Source organism: Synergistaceae bacterium, from assembly GCA_021372895.1.
Taxonomy (GTDB): domain Bacteria; phylum Synergistota; class Synergistia; order Synergistales; family Synergistaceae; genus JAJFTP01.
The window spans coordinates 1-4,407 of record JAJFTP010000088.1; the positions used below are offsets into that span (position 1 = coordinate 1).

Here is a 4,407-nt window from a genome sequence, read left to right on the forward strand (position 1 = left end):
ATTAAAAGGGAGGGCAAAGGCCGGTTTTGTCTCTGTTCCTCCGGCTGCGATTAACCCGGCGTTATCTTAAGCGGCTCTGGAAGTCCGGCGTTGGGTCAAATTTCAACCGGCGTTTCGGTCATTTTTATCCCGGCGTTGACACCGCCCCCATAAATCACAAATCAGGGATCCTCTATCTCATCTTTTCGATCTTTTTTCCCAGCAGACCTTCGGCTTCCATATCCTCTTCAGGTCTTCCGGTCACCGCACCAATGATACAAATATATCACTTTATGTCAATTGTGAAGGCTTACCCCTCCATTAGCAAAAATTAGCAAAAACAAAGATCGTTTGACTGAGGTGACGAAGGCCAAGCGCGAGATCCTTGAAGCTTTCGAGATAGATCCGACCGCCTAGTTACACAATTTGGCCGGGATTTTAGGTTATATGCGGTTTCTGTTCGTCGGACCGAGGGTTTGCCTCCGGCTTCCTTCAGATTCCACCTCGCGATGGACACCCTTGCCTTCGGCTAACAGTTCCCAATGCCAAAGCCTGTAACAGTCTCCCAACGTCTAGCCTGCGCACATGTCGGGCGCACTAATATAAGCGAGAACGGGCATCTGCCCGTTCTCGCGGTAAGAAATATCACAATACTGATGTGCATATTTCTCGCTATAGTTTTATATAAATGATCTTGGCACAAGAGTAACTAGTTTATTTTTTCAACCGAAGCATCATTTAGTAAGGTGCGTCTTTCGATATTATCAGTTCCATCCTTAGCACGCCAGTATATGCCGATCCCAAGATATGTAATTATTATCGCAACTATAGGAGTCAGCCAGTTAAGTATCGCATAGGGAGCATACATAAGAGTAGGGACGCCGAGAACTGCTGCAGCATAGCCGCCACACACATTCCAAGGGATCAGGACTGAGGTGAGAGTTCCTGAATCTTCAAGTGAACGAGACAACATTCTTGGAGCAAGTCCGCTCTCATCATACTTAGGCTTTAGCATACGTCCAGGAATAATGATAGAGAGGTATTGGCTGCCAACCAGGAGGTTTGCAACGAAAGAAGATAGTAATGTCGCAGCTATAAGTCCACCGGCTCTGCGGATATACTTTGTAATAACAGAGAGCAGGACTGTGAGAATTCCCATTTTTTCAAGGAACCCACCCATGGCCATAGCTACGATTGCTAAAGACACAGACCACATCATATTCTGCATACCACCACGGCCAACTAAACGGGCAATAGTTTTACTTGCCTCCTGTGCCAATTCAGGCGTAAGCTGAATCCCGTTTGTCTGAAGAATGGCAGCAATATCTGACATTTTTTCCATTCCGGCAATCTGAGCAGTAATCTGAGCCTTATATCCCCACTGACTGAGATTCCATACATCTCCCCATGAGGCTCCGTTGATAAAACACATTACAAGCCCTGCGACAAGACCTATGGCTATCCCGGGCATTGCAGGAACCTTTAAAATCGAAACGAGAATAACAAGCAGCGGCGGGACTATACAAAAGACTGACACAGGAAATTCTGCCTTTATCATGCTCTGTATTGCAACAATCCTAGATGGGTCAAGGGTTTCTCCTGAATACTGAATTCCCCATACACCAAGGATTATTGCGACAATAATATAAGCAGGTCCAGTGGTCCAGCACATGGCCCTTATATGATCAAAAAGCTGTGACCCTGAAACAGCAGGGGCAAGGTTTGTTGTATCTGAAAGAGGTGACATCTTGTCACCAAAATATGCTCCAGATACAACTATACCTGCTGTAAAAGCAGGATTAATACCCAGTCCGTTTCCAATTCCCATCATGGCTACGCCTACAGTAGCCTCAGTCGACCACGAAGAGCCCGTTGAAAGTGAAATAATAGAACAGATGATAAGTGTGGAAAGCGGGAAAATTCCCGGAGCAAGTATGCTTAAACCGTAATAGATAAGACCCGGGATTACTCCGCCCTTCATCCAGAGCCCTATCAGCATACCTACCAAAATAAGTATCATACATGATGGCATTGCAGCCATGATACTCTCTAGTGCAGCGTTTTCCAATTCAGCATAATCAAACTTTAAATAAAAAACACCGATACAAGCAATAATTATTGCTAACATAGCTATAGGAGCATGGACATCAACATTAAAATAGAGTGTTGCTGCAGATACCGTTACTGCGATCAGTGCAACAATTGAGACTGCAAGAGCAATAGAAGGTTTCTTTACAATTCTCGGCTTTGTTGTCATATCTTATCCCTCCAAACAATAATATTGTAATTAAATTTTGTAATAAACTTAAATAAATACTTAATATTGCAGCAAAGCAAAATTGTACTTTATTTTTACTGTCAGCTGTCTCTTTTCCAAACACATTTTGCATCCACAAAAGTTGCCTTATTACGTACTTTGCATAGAGCAGATCCAGCTATAGTAATTGGATTCCCATCAACAACAGCGAAATCCGCCCTATAGCCTTTTTTAATCATTCCAAATGCATCTCCTTTCCCAACTGCTATCCAAGGATTAACGGTATATATTCTGAGCGCCTCTTCCAGCGTCAGCTTTTCTTTCGGATTAAATCCGTCAAGAGGAGTACCATCTATGTTACAACGACAAGTTGCAGCCCATATCGCAATCCACGGGTTAGGATCTTCAATTGGCGCATCACTTGATCCAGTTACAACAATTCCCCCATCTACAAGTGTTTTGTAACAATACGAATATTGCATGCGCTGCGGCCCAAGCCTGAGAGGAGCCATAAACCTGTCGGTAAATGCCTGGGTAGGCTGAATATCAACCACTGCCGAAATCTTCGCGATACGGTCGAGCAGATCAGGAGGACACACTATCGCATGGTTTATACGATATGGAAGAGATGGTTTGCCGTTCTTTTCTATAATTTTTTCAAGGACATCAAGGATCTGTTCTATCCCCCTGTCGCCTATAGCATGTATTTGGACCTGAATCCCTCTTTTATGGGCAAACGTGATTATTTTTTCCAATTCATCATCAGTATGGTTAGATTGCCCTTTTGTCGACGGTTCATCTGAATATGGCTGACGCAGAGCGGCTGTATGACCACCAAGGCTTCCGTCCATAAAAAGTTTCAAACCAGCAAAAGAAATCTTATCGTCGCCGTAGCCGCTTTTAAATGTGTAGTTAGGGATCTCGTCATGGTAACAAAGAACCCTTACCGGAAGTTTTCCTTCCTTTTTTATGTCCTGCAGCACGGACAAATCTTCTCCCAATGCGTATGAAGGAGCATCACATGCATGCACAGCTGTAATCCCCAGGGATGAAAGCTTTGTACATGCATCCAGCATAATTTTCTTCAATCTTTCGTGGGTTTCATATTCTTCAGCGACTGCATCAATAATGACAGAAGCACCGCCTTCATTGATAATTCCATTCGGGATTCCTGATGCATTGCGCATAATGTTGGGATCCTCTGAATCCCACAGACCGCTCTTTTTCAATGCTAAACTGTTGGCTATATGCGTATGGCCACAATATCTGCTTACTATGAGGGGATTATCCGGAGCAATGGCGTCAAGGAAAGCCCTGTCAGGGATTACCGGCTTTGCCCAGTTGGCTTCGTTATAGTTTATACAGCGGACCCATGCTCCTTTTTCAGCTTCCGAGACAGCCTTGCTTATCATCTCTCCAAGCTCATCTATGGAAGAAGCCGCTGTAAGGTTTGTATATAAGTTTAATTTAGAATATGCTGTCAGGTGGACATGTGCATCAGTAAATCCAGGCACAATAAGATTTCCGGTAAAATCCAAGACTTTTTGTTCTGCAGATTCGCACGGCATATCATCCAGTTTTCCTACTTTTGAAATTACTCCGTTGCTTACGCAAAAATAGTCCGCAGTGGGTAAATCAGCATCACCAGTCCATATAGTTCCTTTTACAAGCATATTATTATCTGACAATACGAGCTCCCCTTTCAACCAACCATAGTAAATACCTTGAATTCAAAGTATATAATTATTTAAAAAATAAGCGCTCTTAGATAAATTGTTTCCTTTATTCTAATACAGCCCGGCTGTCTCTCCTCCGTCGATCCTTATGTCAGCGCCTGTGATGTATTTTGCATCGTCGGACGCGAGGAACGCATAGAGGGCCCCTATCTCCTCCGGTTCGGCGTGGCGTTTCATAGGGATGCCCTCGTTGACCTTTGCAAGCATTTCATCAGTGTATTCCGCTCTCTGCATGGGAGTCAGCACATATCCCGGACAGACACAGTTGACCCTCACGTCGGGAGCAAGCTCAAGAGCCATGGTCTTCGTGAGCAGGATGACTCCGGCCTTTGACGCGTTGTAGTCAGCGTACCAGCGGTGGCCTTCGGTCCCGTTGGTCGAGGCTGTCATGAGGATGACTCCGCTCTTCTGTGCCTTCATCCTCCTCGCGGCCTC

Annotated in this window: 3 protein-coding genes; all 3 read right to left on the reverse strand. The window is 44.6% G+C overall.

Annotation, left to right across the window (positions count from 1 at the left end):
- Positions 1 to 688 precede the first annotated feature (688 nt).
- Complete coding sequence (gene nhaC / locus LLF78_08045) at positions 689 to 2,236, reverse strand: Na+/H+ antiporter NhaC (protein MCE5202445.1); 1,548 nt, start codon at positions 2,234 to 2,236, stop codon at positions 689 to 691.
- A gap of 101 nt (positions 2,237 to 2,337) precedes the next feature.
- Complete coding sequence (locus LLF78_08050) at positions 2,338 to 3,924, reverse strand: amidohydrolase (protein MCE5202446.1); 1,587 nt, start codon at positions 3,922 to 3,924, stop codon at positions 2,338 to 2,340.
- Positions 3,925 to 4,023: 99 nt separating this feature from the next.
- Positions 4,024 to 4,407: SDR family oxidoreductase (locus LLF78_08055; GenBank protein MCE5202447.1), on the reverse strand; the 384-nt coding region annotated here is incomplete at its 5' end.

Bases quoted from the DNA above. Each gene is read 5' to 3' on its own strand.
- nhaC (MCE5202445.1), bottom strand. From the start codon at position 2,236: ATGACAACAAAGCCGAGAATTGTAAAGAAACCTTCTATTGCTCTTGCA.